Raw genomic sequence first — 15,209 nt, 5'->3', positions numbered from 1 at the left:
AGGGTTTATTCAAATACTATATGCCGCAACGCATCCCGGCAAGATCAGAAGAACAGGTCGCGGAAAAACTTGATGGACTTTTCCGGAAGGCCAAGAATGTTTCGCACCGTATCGCCAATGATCTTTCCGGCGGGCATGCTGACCTTGGGATCGCTGAGCCTGCCCTCAAGCTGCACGGTCACGCCCGGCACCGCCACGAAGGTCGCTTGATGCTCATGTCGATGAGATCCTCGGCGGGGTTGAACCACCCTGTTGTCTTGGTGCTCATCACCCGCGACTCCACACTCAGCATGTCCACATTGAAAACGCCCTTGTCCACCGTGGTTTTGGCGCGGGCAGTGTTGAACGCGGTACGGGCCCCCATGTTCTTGCCATCCCAACCGGAGAACTTGTAGGAGCCGTCCTTCACGGTAAACGAGCCCGCTCCCTGAAGCGTCTTCATAATTTCATAATCGGTGACACCGCGCCCCTTCAATTCCAACTCAAGGTCGGACTTGCCCTGAACGTAGGCACGTCCGGCGATATCCTTCATGAACGGCCCGGCCTGAAAATCCTTGAGGTCAAGGACCACGTGCGTGGACACGTCTTCGTCCGTGGCTTTGGCCGTCCACTTGCCGTCAAGAGTGCCTCCGTAAAACCCGCCGGTGATGCGGTTGATGCGAATATCGCCGTCCCATGAATCGATATCCGCCACCGCAGGCTTGATGACGCTGTCCACAAAGGTCAAAGAGTCCACGCGAACCTTGCCCCGAACGTTGATGTACTGAAGCGACTTGAGCGGCATCCGCACCGGGCGCTCTTTCGGCTTGGGCTTGTTGCGGTACTTCTTGTGGTCAATCTCTTCCTCGTATTTGAAGTACTGGTCCACATTCACGTCGCCGCCGTCCAGGTCAACCTCGAACCCGTTTTCCAGAATGGATGGCACCACTATGGTTCCCGCCACGGTGGCCCCGTCGAAAACGCCGTCGAGTTCGGTCAGTTTCGCGCGCAGCCCGTTCAACTCGAATTTCCCGGCGAGATTGGCCTGCGTAAGCGCCTTGGGATCTTCCATGCGGATCAGGTCGATACCGTAAAGATTCAGGCTCCGCTTGAGGTTGAACTTGCTGATGGCAAACGTGCCGCTTGCGCTTCGGTTCTTTTTGAACGGACGCAGGAAGGACCCAGTCAGATTGACCTCGGCCCCAAGTGCGGTGAGGTTTGCGCTGTTCAGGGTCACGGAGTCCTTGCGAGAGTCCCACGAAATACCTATGTCCAGCGCAGTCCGCTGGTTTCCGGGCATGAAGAATCCGCCAACCCGACCGCCCAGCACGACTTTCTCAAGCATGGCATACTCAAGCTCCGGGCCGAAACGGACCGGCCCCTGAAGCCGCAGGTCGCCGCTCAACTCCGGCTCCACAAGGTTGCCGCGAAGCGTTACCAGGGTCCTGAACGGATAGCCCTCACCCCCCTTCAGCGGGTCAAGATCGCAGGCTACGCGCATCGGCCCCGAAGCCACTGGCGATCCGTTCTTCTCCCGAAACGCCATGCTCTTCCACTCGGCCTCCGCATGAACGCGCATCCCGCGCAGACCGACAATGGAACGCGCGTCCGGCGGACAATCCTTATGCGAAAGGGTAAGCCGAACATTGCCGGAAGCCCGACCGGAAACGCTCAGGTCAGGCGAATTCACGAGCCGGGCAGCATCGAGGTTCTCCCCGCGCGCGTTCAGTGTCAGAGAAACAGTCGGGTTATCCGTCTTCTTGTTGGTGCCGACAACCGTGTCCAGCACCGCGTCAAGCTTGCCGTCCGCCAGAGAACCGGTAGCCACTGTCTGCACCCGGCCCGATTCAGCCTTGAACGTACTGCGCACTTTTCCAAAACGCTGCTTCCCGGCCAACAGCTCTCCGGCACGCAGCGTCCCCACGGCGTTCAGGTCACGGAAAAAAGCCAACCCGTAGTCCCGCCAGTACCACGGCTCACCGGTCATGAAGAGCGGCAGGTATCTGTCCAGATCAATCCGATCGGCCTCAAGCGTAAACGTCTGCTTGTTCGCCGGGATGTCCATGGCCGCCTTGCCGATCATGGTCATGCCGTCAAGGAAAAGTGTCAGGTCGGAAAGGGATACCTTTTTGGCATTGCCGGAAAAATCCGTGGCAAGCCTCATGCGCTTGAGCCCGTCAGTCCGGGAGACGTCGAAATCCGGCGCAAGCTCCCGAAGCAGGTCCGTCGGACTGAAAGTGTGCAGCTTGAACGAGCCGGAGTACTCCGGGGCACTCAGGAGGTTTTCCACGAGCACCTTTCCGGTTCCACGGATGTCATAGGCCACGAACTCCAATCGTCTGGCGTACAAGTGGTCTTTGACGGGATCAAAACTCACGAGAGCGGTCAGCCGCACAGTGGTTTCCGCAGGCAGGGAGTCACCGCGCGCGATGACATCGATGACCGAGTCCTTGAGCAAGTCGGTCTCGTCGCTGAACGAGGTATCCAGCTTGCCTTTGAGGCTGACGTCCAGCCGAATGTCCTCGTCGGGACTGAAGGACCCGCTGACGTTGTATGCCAAAAACTTTCCGGGAGAGTACTGCCCCGTGCGCACGTTCAGGTCTTCCAGCACGAACTTGCGGCCCGTGCCTCTGTCAAGGAAGGTCACGTCCGCGTCGCGTATCACCATGCCACGGACGCTCACAAGCGCAAAAGAAGCCTCGCTCTGTCCGGATTGTGCGGAGACAGCGTCGTCCAGAAGCGCCCAGTTGTTTCTTTCGCCCTTGTTGCCACGGACGAGCAGAAGGCTGATGTGGTCCACATCAATGGTGTCAGCAACGATCTTGCCGTCCCAGAGGTCCATGGGCCTAACCTTGACCGCCAGACGGCCCACAGTGGCAAAGTCTCCGGCAAACCCTTCGATATTGCCGATGACCACCTCCTCCACCGCAAACCCGAGCCACGGAAAAAAGGTCAGATCGATATCGCCGCCGATGGAGACGTCGCGTTGCAGGGCATGACTGAGGGCACTGGAGACATCGCGCCTGAACGACTCGCTGTGCAGCCAGGAATAGAGCTGCCAGAAGCCGACACCAATCAGCACGGCGACAATAAATGTCAGGCTGAATAGTATCCTCGGCAGGCGTTTCATTACTGTCCCCTGAAGAGCTTAGAATCGTCCGAACACCGAGCAGCCAACGGGTTTCCCAGTTTGCTCGGCCACACGCGCGCATTTTGCCTTGAATGCGAAAAAGGCTCCGGGCCACCTTCCGTGAAGGGCTTCAAAATTGCCTTGCCCCTTGCAGACGACCACATCCGCCTCTTTCATACGCGAAATGAACGCTTCTGAACACCGTTCTAGAACCGTCCCCGGCGTATCCACCCCGCTCTCAACCACCTCGCACAGATCGGTCATGCCGACCATGCGCGCGTCGGCCATCAGAGCATCGTTAAGCACAGGATGGGACCGCACGGAGTAGGTTACGCGACACCCGGCGCTCTGCAACTGTCTCACCAGAAGCGTATCAAGCACAATCTCCCCGGCGTTGTCGCCGATCACCAGCACATCTGCGCCAGCGCGGCAACGATCCGCAAACTCGCGCACCATGTCCTCGTCCAGCACCTTCTCAAGCCGCGCAAGTTCGGCGGCCCAGTCGAAGTCGTGGTCCACGCCCCGGTCGATGTAGTTGCCGATTATGGCAGCCTCAAGCGCCGTGGCGAGCGGATGGTCCGAAGCGTCCACCACCTTTTTCACGTCCGGAAGGACTTCCATGACTTCCCGGTTCGATGTGACCTTGTCTTCCTCGAAGACATCGCCGCACCCGGTCTCGTCACAGATGAGCCGGTTCAGGGTCCGGGCAAGCGCGGGCGGGGATTGGGAAAAATCCATATCTGGCAGCATGGCCGCCCATTTGCGCACAACACGTTCATGGGCCGCATGGTCGTCCGGGGCCGCCAGCCGTGCGCCCCTGACCGCCATCTTCATGAAGCACGGCATGCAGTCTATTGCTGTATCCAAGTCGCTATTCTCCTGTCTCATCGCGATGTTGCACATTCGTGGGCGCTTGGCAACGTGCATGCGGGGGATGTTTGCGCCCCGCAGCTTTTCCACCGGGCGCAGGCTGCGCCCTCACCCCGAGCATCGCTACGAAAAAGATAAACGATTCCGCACAAAAAACAACTGGCATAGTCCTTGCCATAATTCTGGCAAACAAAGGAGAAAACCATGCGATACATGCAGAACAATCAGAACAGAGGCAACGGCCAAAACGGTTGCGGACGCCGTGACGGTTCCTGCGGAGGCAGAGGACAGGGTCAGGGGCGTCGTGACGGTTCCTGCGGTGGTCGCGGTCAGGGACAGGGCCAAGGTCAGGGTCAGGGACGCGGACAGGGACAGGCCAAAGGCCGCGGACTCGGCCTGCGTCGTCGCGACGGATCCTGCATGAACGAGCGTCGTCAAACCTCCAACAGGCCGGGAAACAATGCGAATCGCCGTCGCCAGTGGTAAGGGCGGTACCGGCAAGACCACCGTGGCCACCAACCTCGCGCTGCACTATATGCGCAGCGGAAGGTCGGTGGCCTTCGTGGACTGTGATGTCGAGGAACCGAATGCCCATCTTTTTCTGAAGCCGGAAACCCAGTCCGAAGAGACCGCCTACGTCCCTGTCCCCGAGATAGACGAGGATGCCTGCATTGGCTCGGATTGCCGCGAGTGCGTTAGGCTTTGCCGTTACAAGGCGCTCATCTGGATGGCCGGAAGCATCATGCCGTTCACCGAGATGTGCCACAGTTGCGGCCTGTGCATGCTCGCCTGCCCTGCCCGCTGCATCAGCGAAGGCAAGCGTGAGATAGGCAAGGCATTACACGCCACAACCGATTCCCTCTCTTTCCATCACGGCCTCATGCGCATAGGCGAGGCCATGGCACCGCCGCTCATCCGCGAGGTCAAGAACCGTGCGGCAAAGGACATGGATGCTGCGGACGTGAGCATTCTCGACTGCCCTCCCGGCGCATCCTGCCCTGTTGTTCAGTCGCTTGAAAACGTGGATTTCGCCGTGCTCGTCACCGAACCCACTCCCTTCGGCCTGCACGATCTGAACATCGCAGTGCAGTTGCTGCGCAAGCTGGATATCCCGTTCGGCGCGGTCATCAACCGCGAAGGCATGGGGCCGGATGCACGCCCGTTCCTCAAGGAAAACGACATAGATCTGCTCGGCGTGATCCCGCACTCCATCGAGGCCGCCGGGGCATACTCCCGAGGCGAGATGCTCTATGACGCCCTTCCGGACGTGCAACAGGCATTTGTCGAACTGGCCGAAAGGATTCAGGAAAGAACGGGAGGAGCAGCATGAAACAGCTCGTTGTCATAAGCGGTAAGGGCGGCACCGGAAAGACCAGTATCACCGCCGCGCTCGCGGCCCTTGCGCAGAATGCGGTTTTGGCCGACTGCGACGTGGATGCCGCCGACCTGCACCTGCTCCTGCACCCCACCATTCTGGAAAAGGAAGACTTCTACAGCGGGGAAACGCCGACCATGGACCCGGTCGAATGCATCAGTTGCGGCGTGTGCGCAGAGCATTGCCGCTTCGATGCCATCGACGACAACTTCCAGCCCATAAAAGAGAACTGCGAAGGCTGCGGCGTGTGCGAATATGTCTGCCCCACCGATGCCGTGACCATGCATCCACGCAAATGCGGCGTGAAGATGGTCTCGAAAACCCGCTACGGCACCATGGTCCATGCGGAACTCGGCATCGGAGAGGAGAACTCCGGCAAGCTCGTCACCGACGTACGCCGCACCTCTGCCGAAATCGCTGAACGCGAGGGCGCCGAATACGTGATCGTTGACGGATCACCCGGCGTCGGCTGCCCTGTCATCGCATCGCTCACCGGTGCGGACGCCTGTCTGCTGGTGGCGGAGCCGACCGTCTCGGCCCTGCACGACCTTGGCCGTGTGGTGGAGCTGCTGACACATTTCAAGCTGCCCTCATACTGCGTTATCAACAAACGCGGAGTAAACCCGGAGCTTGAAGAGCGCATCGCCACCTTCTGCAGGGAGCGCAATGTGCAGATAGCCGGAAGCCTCGACTACGACAAGGCATTCAACGAGGCGCAGGCTGCGGGCCAGACCATCGTGGAATATGACCCGGACGGTCTCGGCCGACAGGTCACAGAAATATGGAACGCGACACGCGAGTTTCTTCTCTAACCGGAGGTCCTCATGGAAAAGGTACTTATCATCGGCTGCAAAAACACCATGGACGACGTCTGCATCGGCTGCTCCCGGTGTATGGTCGGCTTCAACCGCCGTGAGGGCGAGTTTGAGGAATACAAGGACAAGGACGCCGAACTCATCGGCCTGCTGAGCTGCGGCGGCTGCCCCGGCGCGGGCATCGTCACCCGCATGGCGCAGGTGAAGCTGTGGAACGCGCCCATGAATGAAAAGCCCACGGTCATCCACATCGCGCCGTGCCTCTCGCAGCACTGTCCCAACAAGGATGAAATAATAAAGAAAATTCTGGCCAAGTCCGGCATCGACGTGATCGAAGGCACCCACCCCTACATGCCCGCCGACATCTTCGCCTAGCCGGAGGAAACCATGCCGATCTATGAATACCGCTGCCTTGGCTGTGGTCACGAATACGAAGAACTGGTCGCGGCAACCGCCCCGGCCCCTGACTGCCCGAAATGCGGCGGAGAGGGTGAGCGGCTCATCTCAGCCACGACCATCGGCGGAAACGACTCGGTCCCTGATGTCCACGGCCACGGCTGTTGCGGGGACCGCCCGGGCAGCAGGGGTTGCGTTCCCGGCTCCTGCTGCGGCAAAGCCTGATTTGACAACAGCGAAAAAAACGCCCCGGAACATGTTCCGGGGCGTTTTTCAAATTCGGAGTATACGGTCCAGCTATTCCATCATGGTCTGCGACAGACCGACAATGGCAATGCCGTGCCTGTCGGCGATGCGAATGGCTTCTTCCTGATCGAAGAGCAGGCTTTTCCCCGCCTCAATGCCGAAGCAGAGCGCCTTGCCTTCCACTAAACGGGAGATGGTGTCGGTTCCGGCGCTGGGGAGATCAATGCGCTCCTCCTGCCCGGGCTTGAACACCTTGACCGCAACACACCCTTCCCCACCAAACGAACAGCCGCGCTCAATGGCCCTGTCGGTACCTTCAAGCGCTTCAACGGCGGCCACAATGCCCTCACGGACAATAACGCACTGGCCGACATCGAGCCTGCCCATCTCTTTGGCAAGCTTCCAGCCAAAACGCAGATCCTGCCATTCACGCTCGCCGGGCTGCCGCTTTGTCAGCACCCCCTCGGGTGTAAGCAGCTCCGGGACGAGTTCATGGGCCGGGGCAACGGGCATGCCTTCTTTCTCAAACTCTACGGCAAGCGCGCCAAGAATAGAGGAATCACCCTTGTTGCGAAGGCTGAATATGAGCTTGGCGGCACGCATGTCCAGCAGGCCGACATCCATGGCGCGGGGCTTGTCGATAGTCCCGGCCATGATGACCCGTTCGACCCCTTCTTCCTTGAAGAAGCGGATAAGCTTGCCGAGCTTGCCGAGCTTGAGTTCGCGCCACGCATCGGCAACTTCGGCCACCTGCATGTTTGAATGACCGGAAAACCCGACACCCACAAGACGATGGCCGTGCGCCTTCACGCCGCGCGCGATGAGCATGGGAAACTGTCGTCCCCCGGCAATCAGTCCGATGGTGGTGGTGTCGCTCATACCTCTGTCCCGGCTCCGGAAGAAAGGCGCTAACGCTCGTCGCCGTTGCCGTTCTTGATGGACGCAGGCGTGACGCCGTTCTTGCTTTCACGAATGAATGCAACAAGGTTGTCCACCGCATCAATACCCGGCAACTCTTCAGCCACCTTTTCAAAAGCCTGTTCCTTGGTCATGCCGGAACGGAAGATGATCTTGTAGGCTTTCTTGAGCGCCTTGCAGGCCGTGGAGTCGAACCCGTTACGGCGGAGGCCGATGAGGTTCGGTCCATAAAGCTTGCCACGGACACCGTGGGCCAGCATGTATGGCGGAACGTCGAGGTTGTAGCCACTGGCGCCGCCAAGGAAGGCGAAATCGCCGATGCGCACAAACTGCTGCACCGCAGCCATGCCGCTGATGATGACGTTGGACCCGACCTCGACATGACCCGCCAGAAGCACGGCGTTGGCCATGATGACGTTATCGCCGACCGCGCAGTCATGCGCGACATGGGCATACGCCATAAGCAGGCAGTTGGAACCGATGACCGTTTCGCCGCCGCCCTGCGTGGTGCCGCGATGAATTGTCACGCCCTCGCGGAAGATGTTGTTGTCACCCACGCGCAGGAAGGTGTCTTCACCTTTGTAGCCGAGATGCTGAGGGTCGCCGCCGATCACTGCGTTGGAGTGCACGTGATTGGCCTTGCCCATGGTGACATTGGCCTTGATGAGCGCAAAGGGTTCGAGCTTGCAGCCGTCGCCGACCGTCGAGTTGGCCTCGACAACGACGTACGGCCCCACAGTCACGTCTTCACCGATGGTGGCGGTGGGATCGATGACTGCGGTGGGATGTATACTGGATGCCACTTACATGTCCTTTTTGTTTGCGACCGCAGCGGAAAACTCGCCTTCCGCCGCGATATCGCCGTCGACCATGGCCTTCCCCTTCATGCGCCAGATGTTGAGCTTATGCTTCGTGTACTCCACGTGCAGCTCAAGCTTGTCGCCGGGAACCACGGGACGCCGGAACTTGACCTTGTTGAGACCGGTGAACAAAAACACCTTGTCGTCAAGCGGTTCATTGAGATTTTGCAGAACGTAGATGCCGCCAGCCTGCGCAAGAGCTTCAAGAATAAGAACGCCCGGCATGACCGGAAGACCAGGAAAATGGCCCTGGAAAAACGGTTCGTTGAAGGTCACATTCTTGTAGGCGACAAGACCGACACCCTCATTGAACTCGACCACACGGTCCACCAGAAGAAAAGGATACCTGTGCGGCAGCTTTTCCATGATCTGCCCGATATCCAGAAGATTCGAAGAACTGGTCATCACTCTACTCTCCGCTTTGTTCAAGGGCTGCCAACTGTTTTTCAAGCTTCTTCACACGCTTGAACAACTCGGGCAGCTTCGGGGCGCAAACCCCCATGGCCTTGAGGAAAACACTGAACGGCATCGCGGGCGATCCGCTGAGACGCGAGCCGTCTCCAACATCGGAACCAACCCCGGCCTGAGCCCCGACAATGACGTCATTGCCGATGGTTACGTTGTCTGCCACTCCAACCTGTCCGGCAAGAATGGAATTATTCCCCACCTTGGAGCTGCCGCCGATGCCGACCTGACCGATAAGCAGGCAGTTCTCACCGACGTCCACGTTATGGCCCACCTGAACGAGATTATCGACCTTGGTGCCCCGTCCGATGGTGGTGACATCCAGCGCGGCCCTGTCAATGGCGGTGTTGGCACCAATTTCGACATTGTCGCCAAGAGTGACGGTTCCGATCTGGGGGATCTTCATGTGTCCGGCGGGTGTCTGGGCATAGCCGTAGCCGTCGGATCCGACCACTGCTCCGGGCTGCAGAATCACGCCGTCACCGATGGATACTCCGCCCATGACCACTGCATTGGGGTACAGGATGCAGTCTTCGCCTACGGTGGCCCGCTCTCCGACATAAACGCCGGGGAACAGCTTGCTCCCAGCCCCAACGCGTGCCCCTTCACCGACAAAGGCGTAGGGGTACACAGTAACGGACTCGTCAATGTCCGCGTCAGGATGCACGAAAGCAAGTTCGCTCTGGCCCTGCATGCAGCCTTGAGGAATCTCGAAGAGGTGCACAACCTTTGCAAGGTCCATGTACACGTTAGGACTGATGATGGCGCAGGCAAGCCCTTCGGCATGCTTTTCATCGGTCAGAACGCACCCGGCCTTCGTGGTCTCAAGCAAATCCGAATACTTCGGATTCACGAGAAAGGACAACTGATCGGGCGCGGCTTTTTCCAGGGTATTGACGCCGGAAAGCTCGACCTCTCCACCTTTGCAGGAAAGGCCGAGCTTCTCAGCGAGCTCAGCAACAGTTATGCGCATGTCGCTACTTTTTCCACTGCTTGTCCATTTCCTTGATCACGACATCGGTGATGTTGACCGAGTCGTCAGCATAGGCAACGCCGCCACGAACCACGTCGATAACGACGTCGAAGCCCTGCTCCTTGGCGTACTTATTCACGACCTGCAGAAAGAGCTTCTTGATGGGAGCCTGCAGTTTCTGCACGTCCTTCTTGAAGTTCATAGTGCTCATTTCGCCGAGCACGTTCAGCTGGGCACCGGCGGAGGCATATTCCTGTTGGGCCTTGCGAAGCTGATCTTCCTTGATCATGCCGCTCTGGTACTGGGCACCCATCTGCTGGAGACGCTTCTTCAGGTTGTTCACCTTCTCCTGCTGTGCCTTGACTTCAGCTTCGTAGGCAGACTTCTTCTTGTTCACTTCAGCGCCAACGCTCTGACCGGCCTTGCTCTCGCTGACCGCCTGAATCGAATTGACAATGGCGATCTTGCCAGCCTGAGCGGAGGCAGCGAAAAGCAGCAGCATGGCAAAAGAAAGAACTACAATTTTTTTCATCTCAATATCTCCTTAGATACCCTTTTTTACATTCTAGAAACTCTGACCCATCATAAGCTCGACCTTGTTAGTGCCACTGTCGTAGAGGTCATCAAGGCCGTGCCCGTATTCAACACGAATCGGCCCCATCGGTGACAGCCAGCGGAACCCTGCGCCGACACTTTTGTAAACGCCAAGGGACGGAGCTTCAATTCCCTTACGGTCGACCTGCTCGAAGAACATCTCGCCTTCTTTCCACACGTTACCGGCGTCAAAGAAAGTGACGAGCTGGATACCGTATTCTTCACTCAGCAGGTAAAGAAGTTCAAGGTTGGTGTACAGTTGCTTGTTCCCCCCAAGCGTACCGTTGTCGTCGTAGGCAGTAATCTTGTAGTTCGAATACCCTCGTACACTACTAATGCCCCCAAGCTTGAACCGCTGAGAAGTGGGAATGTCGCTATTGGAAAGGTTCTCATGCACGAAGCCCATTGCAGCCTTTCCGTGAAACACCAAGTCTTCATATAGTTCCGTGTAATAATCAAACGTACCCAATTCCTTCATGAAGTCATCGGTACCGCCCAGAATTCCTCCACCCATGATCAGCGAAAGCGAAGTCTTTGTGCCGTCGCTCGGAAACTGCGTGGAGTTAAGCGTGCTGCGGGTAATAGTACCGCTTGCAGTACTGGCAAAATGAGAACCCGCATCTTCCCTGGTGCTGTTCGAAGCATCAGAAGAAACATTTGTTATCTCATAATACCGGGCTCCATAACTCCAGTTAAGCTTGGTGTATTCGCCGATTGGATAGAAAAAACTCAGATTGGAGCCAACTTCATACAGATCGTAGTCGGACTCATCCCTGGCGTTACTGAACAGATTCACTTTCATCCCGACATCCGAGTCGTAGATGTATGGGTTCACGAAGTCGAGGGAGAACTCGGTTTTCTTGGAACTGAATGCACCAGAGAACGCCAGTTGGTAGCCTTTGCCGAAAAGGTTTCTTTCGGAAATCTTGGCAGCCAGGTAGACACCGTCATAAGATGAATAGCCGATACCCCCGCCGATGTTGCCGGTAGGTGCGTCCTTGACCTTGACCAGAAGGTCCATTTCATCCGGGTTGCCCGTCTGAACTGGAGAGATATCTACCGTTTCGAAATAGCCGAGCGCGTTCAGGCGCTGCATGGAACGATTCACCTTGCTGCCGCTGTACATGTCACCATCGGCAAGGCGCATCTCGCGGAGAATGACATTGTCTCGGGTAGCAGTATTGCCTTCAATCAGCACCCTGCGGATATGGACACGCTGGTGTTTGGCAATGGTGTATTCGACATTGACAATACCGGCTTCCGGCAGGTCCTCTAAATGGATCTGCACATCCGCGTGAGCATAGCCGTAGTTATTATAATATTCGGTAAGATTCTTGACGTCCTCGCGAATAAGGGAGCGGTTGAACCACTCATCATCCACCGCAAGATCATCAACGCCGACAACTTCCTTCAACTTCTCCGGAGATTCAATCAAATCTCCCTTGAAACGGGTTTCTCCCATCTTGAAGCGCGGTCCTTCCCATACACGGTAGACAATGCGCAACCCGTCATCCGTAACCTCGATGTCGGGACTGCCGACTCGTGCCTGAAGGAAACCGTTGTTGTTGTAAAACGCCATGATGGCCGCAGCGTCACGCTCAAGAAACTCTTCCTTGAGAACCCCGGAATCGGTGAACCATGAGAGCATGCCTCGCTCCTGCAAGGCCAGCACGTCTTTCACGTCATCAGGATCGACCTGCTTCGCGCCGTCAATGACGATGTCTTCAACGTACATCTTCTGTCCCGGTTCGATCACGAAGGTAAGCTTGGCAAGCCCGCTATCGTTGGACTCGATCTCGTGCGTCACCTTGGCCTTGTAGAAACCATCCTTGCGATACATGTCGCTGATGGTCTTGATGTCGTCGGCAAGGACCTTGGGGTTCACAACCGCGCCCTTTTTGGTCACAATTGTTTCCAGAATATCTTCGGTCTTATCGTCATCACCGCGCACGGCAATTGTATCGACCCGCGGCTTTTCGCGGACTTCAAAAATGACCTTCTTCCCTTCGGCAGGTCATCCACGATGACCTTAACGTCATCGAAATAGCCGAGATCATAAATATTCTTAAGCGCTTCGTTGACAACGGACACAGTAAGAATCTGGCCCTTCTGGATGGGAAGGCGCATGAGCACGACTTCCTTGTCGAGAATCTTGTTCCCGCGAACCTCTACCTCGGCAACCACATCCTGTCGCAGAAGAATGGAACGCATGCGGTTAACAAGTTCATCCACCGCAGGTAGAAGATTCAGCACGCCGCTTTTCTGGACCTGAATCGAAACAGGTTCCTTGTCGCCGAAGGCGTCAACGACCTTGGCATCGATAATAAAAGTCTCACCGAACTGGGTGAAGTCACCGAAAATTGCAAATCCCGAATTCAGCAGCAAGGCAAGCTGCTGCGCACCCTCGCGATTCACTTCCATGACAGCTTGGTCGGTGATCAGCTTTTTGACCTGCTTTTGATCCGCAACCTGAAAACCGGACTCGGCGAGCCGTTCGCTCAACAGGGCGGGAAAGCTGTCTTCGAGGTACTGAAGATCCTCACTGGCGTTCACCTTGAAGGGAAGCACAGCGACCTTGATGTCGTCCTGCACGGTCTGCGGCGCGGCGAACGCGGGCAGGACCGCCATAAGAACGAAAAAGATGGTCAGGAAACCAGTCAGACGTGAGCACAAAGGCTTAGCAGGCATACAGTTCTCCGGAACGCAATTCATGACGCTGGTGCATCAGTCCGGCCAGGTCGCGGTTGTGCGTCACCACGACCAGCGTGGTGCCATGGTTTCTGGCCAATGAAACCAACAACTCTCCTACCATCCGACCGGACTCTTCGTCCAGACTTCCGGTAGGCTCATCCGCGAGCACCACCTTGGGGCGCATCAATATGGCCCGGGCAATGGCGGCACGCTGCCGCTCTCCCCCGGAAAGGGTCGTAACCTTGTGGCTCTTGCGGTGCTCAAGCCCCACGTCGTTCAGGGCTTCATCCGCAAGGGCCAGGCTTTCGGAACGGGCCCGTCCGGCTATGATTCCCGGCATGGCCACGTTCTCGAGCGTTGAAAATTCAGGCAGCAAATGGTGGAACTGGAAAATGAACCCGATGTCGCGGTTGCGAAGCCGAGCCCGCCGGGTGTTATCCAGCGTCTCAAGGTCCACCCCGTCCAGAAGCACGCTGCCTCCGCTGGCATTGTCCAGCGTGCCCATTATGTGCAGTAGTGAAGTTTTCCCGGACCCGGAGGCCCCCACAACCGCCACACAGCTCCCGGCATCCACCGTGAGATTGATGTTGCGAAGCACATGCACGGTCCCTGCCGGTCCCTCGAACTCCTTGCTGACGCCCTGCAGGCTGTAGACGGCACTACTCATAGCGCAACGCCTCGCTCGGATTCAGCGACGCGGCTCGCCGCGCAGGATAGATGGTCGAGAGGAAACAGAGCACCATGGCCGACACGCCGATGACGGTCAGATCAAGCATCTCCAGCTTCACCGGCAGATAGTCCACGGGGTATACGTTGCTCGGCAGTTTGATAAACTGGTACTTCTTGAGCAACAGACTTACCGGCACGCCGAGCCCGAACCCGAGCGCTGTGCCGATGAACCCGATAAGTGTCCCCTGCAGCATGAAAATCTTTCGTATCCCGGACGCTTCTGCGCCCATTGACATGAGCACGGCAATGTCCCGCGTCTTTTGCATCACCAACATGACAAGCGTGTTGACGATGCTGAACGAGCCGACCAGCACGATCATGACCAGTATGATGAACATGGCCGTCTTTTCGAGCTTCAAGGCCGCGAAAAGGTTGGCGTTCATCTCCTGCCAGTTCCGAACGAGCAGCCCGAAAGACCCGATGCGGCTTTCAAGAGCCTCTGCAACGGCCGGGGCTTTTTCAACGTCCGCCACGCTGACTTCAAGGCCGGAAACGATGTCGCCCTTGTACCCGAGCAGCGTACGAGCCTCGGGAATGGTCATGTACCCGAGCGACGAGTCGTACTCGAACATGCCCGTCTTGAATATTCCTGCGATGCGGAAACGACGCACTTTGGGCCTGAATCCCACCGCACCGGAACTCCCCGAGGGCGAAAGCAGATTGACCTGCGACCCCACGTCAAGTCCCAGCCGACGGGCCATCTGGTAGCCGACAATGATGCCCGGAAGATCGTTTTCGCGCACAAGATTGTCCACCGAACCGGCCACCATATCATCCCAAAGGCTCAAAACAGTGCGGGACGATTCAGGGTCAATGCCGCGCAACACGACGCCTTTGACACCGTGCTTGTTGGAAAGCATCACTTCCGAGTAGACGAACGGAGTCACGCCGGTCACGCCCTGCACCTTTTCTGCCTGATCGGCCAGCGAGTGGTAATCCTTGATGCCCCCACGCACGGAAGACACCAGAATGTGGGCGTTAACACCGAGAATCTTGTCCCTGAGGTCGGACGAGAAGCCGTTCATGACGCCGATGACGACGATGAGCGACCCGACACCGAGCGCAACGCCGAGCACCGCGAACACCGAAATGAGCGTGATGAACGACTGCTCCGTAGTGCGGAGAGGTAGCGCAGGGCGATAAACGTCTCGAATTTCATGCAGTCCTT

General features: G+C 57.6%; 16 protein-coding genes and 1 pseudogene. 5 read left to right on the top strand and 12 right to left on the bottom strand.

Features of this window, described 5'->3' with window-relative positions; genetic code table 11:
- Positions 1 to 44: 44 nt before the first annotated feature.
- The 3 genes from JCM12178_RS18140 to JCM12178_RS03180 are packed head-to-tail and all read right to left on the bottom strand — an operon-like array spanning position 45 to position 3,976.
- Positions 45 to 182 (bottom strand): hypothetical protein, encoded by a 138-nt coding sequence (locus JCM12178_RS18140; RefSeq protein WP_157054712.1) that lies wholly within the window; start codon positions 180 to 182, stop codon positions 45 to 47.
- Positions 179 to 3,109 carry an AsmA family protein gene (locus tag JCM12178_RS03185; RefSeq protein WP_054648692.1) on the bottom strand — a complete coding sequence of 977 codons (2,931 nt, stop codon included), beginning with the start codon at positions 3,107 to 3,109 and terminating at the stop codon, positions 179 to 181. Before JCM12178_RS03185 ends, JCM12178_RS18140 begins: the two co-directional genes overlap by 4 nt.
- 18 nt (positions 3,110 to 3,127) lie before the next feature.
- Positions 3,128 to 3,976: a damage-control phosphatase ARMT1 family protein gene (locus tag JCM12178_RS03180; protein WP_054648788.1), complete on the bottom strand. Its 849-nt coding sequence runs from the start codon at positions 3,974 to 3,976 to the stop codon at positions 3,128 to 3,130.
- A 207-nt stretch (positions 3,977 to 4,183) separates the two neighbouring features.
- Here JCM12178_RS03180 and JCM12178_RS18135 point away from each other — a divergent pair, with 207 nt between their 5' ends.
- The 5 genes from JCM12178_RS18135 to JCM12178_RS03160 are packed head-to-tail and all read left to right on the top strand — an operon-like array spanning position 4,184 to position 6,790.
- The gene (locus JCM12178_RS18135) at positions 4,184 to 4,465 is read left to right on the top strand and encodes a hypothetical protein (RefSeq protein ID WP_157054710.1); all 282 of its coding nucleotides are present in this window, start codon (positions 4,184 to 4,186) and stop codon (positions 4,463 to 4,465) included.
- Positions 4,440 to 5,309, top strand: coding sequence for an ATP-binding protein (locus tag JCM12178_RS03175; RefSeq protein WP_054648690.1), 870 nt, complete (start codon positions 4,440 to 4,442; stop codon positions 5,307 to 5,309). Before JCM12178_RS18135 ends, JCM12178_RS03175 begins: the two co-directional genes overlap by 26 nt.
- Positions 5,306 to 6,166, top strand: a complete 861-nt coding sequence (locus JCM12178_RS03170) for an ATP-binding protein (protein WP_054648688.1) — start codon at positions 5,306 to 5,308, stop codon at positions 6,164 to 6,166. Before JCM12178_RS03175 ends, JCM12178_RS03170 begins: the two co-directional genes overlap by 4 nt.
- Before the next feature lie 12 nt (positions 6,167 to 6,178).
- Positions 6,179 to 6,544, top strand: coding sequence for a CGGC domain-containing protein (locus tag JCM12178_RS03165; protein WP_054648686.1), 366 nt, complete (start codon positions 6,179 to 6,181; stop codon positions 6,542 to 6,544).
- Positions 6,545 to 6,556: 12 nt separating this feature from the next.
- Positions 6,557 to 6,790 carry an FmdB family zinc ribbon protein gene (locus JCM12178_RS03160; protein WP_054648684.1) on the top strand — a complete coding sequence of 78 codons (234 nt, stop codon included), beginning with the start codon at positions 6,557 to 6,559 and terminating at the stop codon, positions 6,788 to 6,790.
- 72 nt (positions 6,791 to 6,862) lie between these two features.
- Here the strand turns inward: JCM12178_RS03160 and JCM12178_RS03155 are convergent, their stop codons facing one another.
- The 9 genes and pseudogenes from JCM12178_RS03155 to JCM12178_RS03120 all read right to left on the bottom strand — a co-directional run bounded on the left by JCM12178_RS03155 (position 6,863) and on the right by JCM12178_RS03120 (position 15,200).
- Entirely contained in the window at positions 6,863 to 7,690 is an 828-nt protein-coding gene (locus JCM12178_RS03155) for an LpxI family protein (protein WP_054648682.1), read from the bottom strand.
- Positions 7,691 to 7,719: 29 nt separating this feature from the next.
- Positions 7,720 to 8,532: an acyl-ACP--UDP-N-acetylglucosamine O-acyltransferase gene (gene lpxA / locus JCM12178_RS03150; RefSeq protein WP_054648680.1), complete on the bottom strand. Its 813-nt coding sequence runs from the start codon at positions 8,530 to 8,532 to the stop codon at positions 7,720 to 7,722.
- Positions 8,533 to 8,994: a 3-hydroxyacyl-ACP dehydratase FabZ gene (gene fabZ, locus JCM12178_RS03145; protein ID WP_054648786.1), complete on the bottom strand. Its 462-nt coding sequence runs from the start codon at positions 8,992 to 8,994 to the stop codon at positions 8,533 to 8,535.
- Between the two features lie 4 nt (positions 8,995 to 8,998).
- Positions 8,999 to 10,027, bottom strand: a complete 1,029-nt coding sequence (gene lpxD, locus JCM12178_RS03140; protein WP_054648678.1) for a UDP-3-O-(3-hydroxymyristoyl)glucosamine N-acyltransferase — start codon at positions 10,025 to 10,027, stop codon at positions 8,999 to 9,001.
- A gap of 4 nt (positions 10,028 to 10,031) precedes the next feature.
- The gene (locus JCM12178_RS03135; protein WP_054648676.1) at positions 10,032 to 10,559 is read right to left on the bottom strand and encodes an OmpH/Skp family outer membrane protein; all 528 of its coding nucleotides are present in this window, start codon (positions 10,557 to 10,559) and stop codon (positions 10,032 to 10,034) included.
- Positions 10,560 to 10,592: 33 nt separating this feature from the next.
- Entirely contained in the window at positions 10,593 to 12,572 is a 1,980-nt protein-coding gene (gene bamA / locus JCM12178_RS03130) for an outer membrane protein assembly factor BamA (protein ID WP_245628586.1), read from the bottom strand.
- Positions 12,524 to 13,309 (bottom strand): POTRA domain-containing protein, encoded by a 786-nt coding sequence (locus JCM12178_RS19235; RefSeq protein WP_245628585.1) that lies wholly within the window; start codon positions 13,307 to 13,309, stop codon positions 12,524 to 12,526. Before JCM12178_RS19235 ends, bamA begins: the two co-directional genes overlap by 49 nt.
- Positions 13,299 to 13,979, bottom strand: coding sequence for an ABC transporter ATP-binding protein (locus JCM12178_RS03125; RefSeq protein ID WP_054648674.1), 681 nt, complete (start codon positions 13,977 to 13,979; stop codon positions 13,299 to 13,301). Before JCM12178_RS03125 ends, JCM12178_RS19235 begins: the two co-directional genes overlap by 11 nt.
- Positions 13,972 to 15,200 (bottom strand): annotated as a pseudogene (locus JCM12178_RS03120) (lipoprotein-releasing ABC transporter permease subunit). The gene JCM12178_RS03125 and the pseudogene JCM12178_RS03120 overlap by 8 nt, the downstream one beginning before the upstream one ends.
- Positions 15,201 to 15,209 lie beyond the last annotated feature (9 nt).

Origin of the sequence: Salidesulfovibrio brasiliensis JCM 12178, from assembly GCF_001311825.1 — a bacterium.
Classification (GTDB): domain Bacteria; phylum Desulfobacterota; class Desulfovibrionia; order Desulfovibrionales; family Desulfovibrionaceae; genus Pseudodesulfovibrio; species Pseudodesulfovibrio brasiliensis.
This window is presented reverse-complemented; position numbering and strand designations above follow the sequence as displayed.